Genomic DNA, 461 nt, shown 5'->3' on the forward strand with positions numbered 1-461 from the left:
CGCGGCATGGTGTCGCGAGCGTATTCGATCTCCAGTTGCGTCCCTTGCAGGATCATCTGGGTCGCTTCTTCCTTCATCTCGGCATCCCACAAATGCGGGTTTTCGATTTTGATCTGGTTGATCACATCGATACCGAAGTTCAGGTGCATCGACTCATCGCGCAGGATGTACTGGAACTGCTCCGCCACGCCGGTCATTTTGTTGCGACGGCCCATGGACAGGATCTGGGTGAAGCCGCAATAGAAGAAGATGCCTTCCAGGACGCAGTAATACGCGACCAGGTTGCGCAGCAGTTCTTTGTCGGTTTCGACGGTGCCGGTTTCGAACTTCGGATCGGAGATCGAACGGGTGTACTTGAGGCCCCAGGCGGCCTTTTTGGCGACCGACGGAATCTCGTGGTACATGTTGAAGATCTCGCCTTCATCCATGGCCAGCGATTCGATGCAGTACTGGTAGGCGTG

General features: G+C 55.5%; 1 protein-coding gene. It reads right to left on the reverse strand.

Features of this window, described 5'->3' with window-relative positions:
* A partial coding sequence (locus AACY08_RS29470; protein ID WP_339472609.1) for a ribonucleotide-diphosphate reductase subunit beta occupies positions 1-461 on the reverse strand: 461 nt, incomplete at both ends.

The organism is Pseudomonas sp. EL_65y_Pfl1_R83, assembly GCF_963970695.1.
In the GTDB taxonomy this organism is placed as follows: domain Bacteria; phylum Pseudomonadota; class Gammaproteobacteria; order Pseudomonadales; family Pseudomonadaceae; genus Aquipseudomonas; species Aquipseudomonas tritici.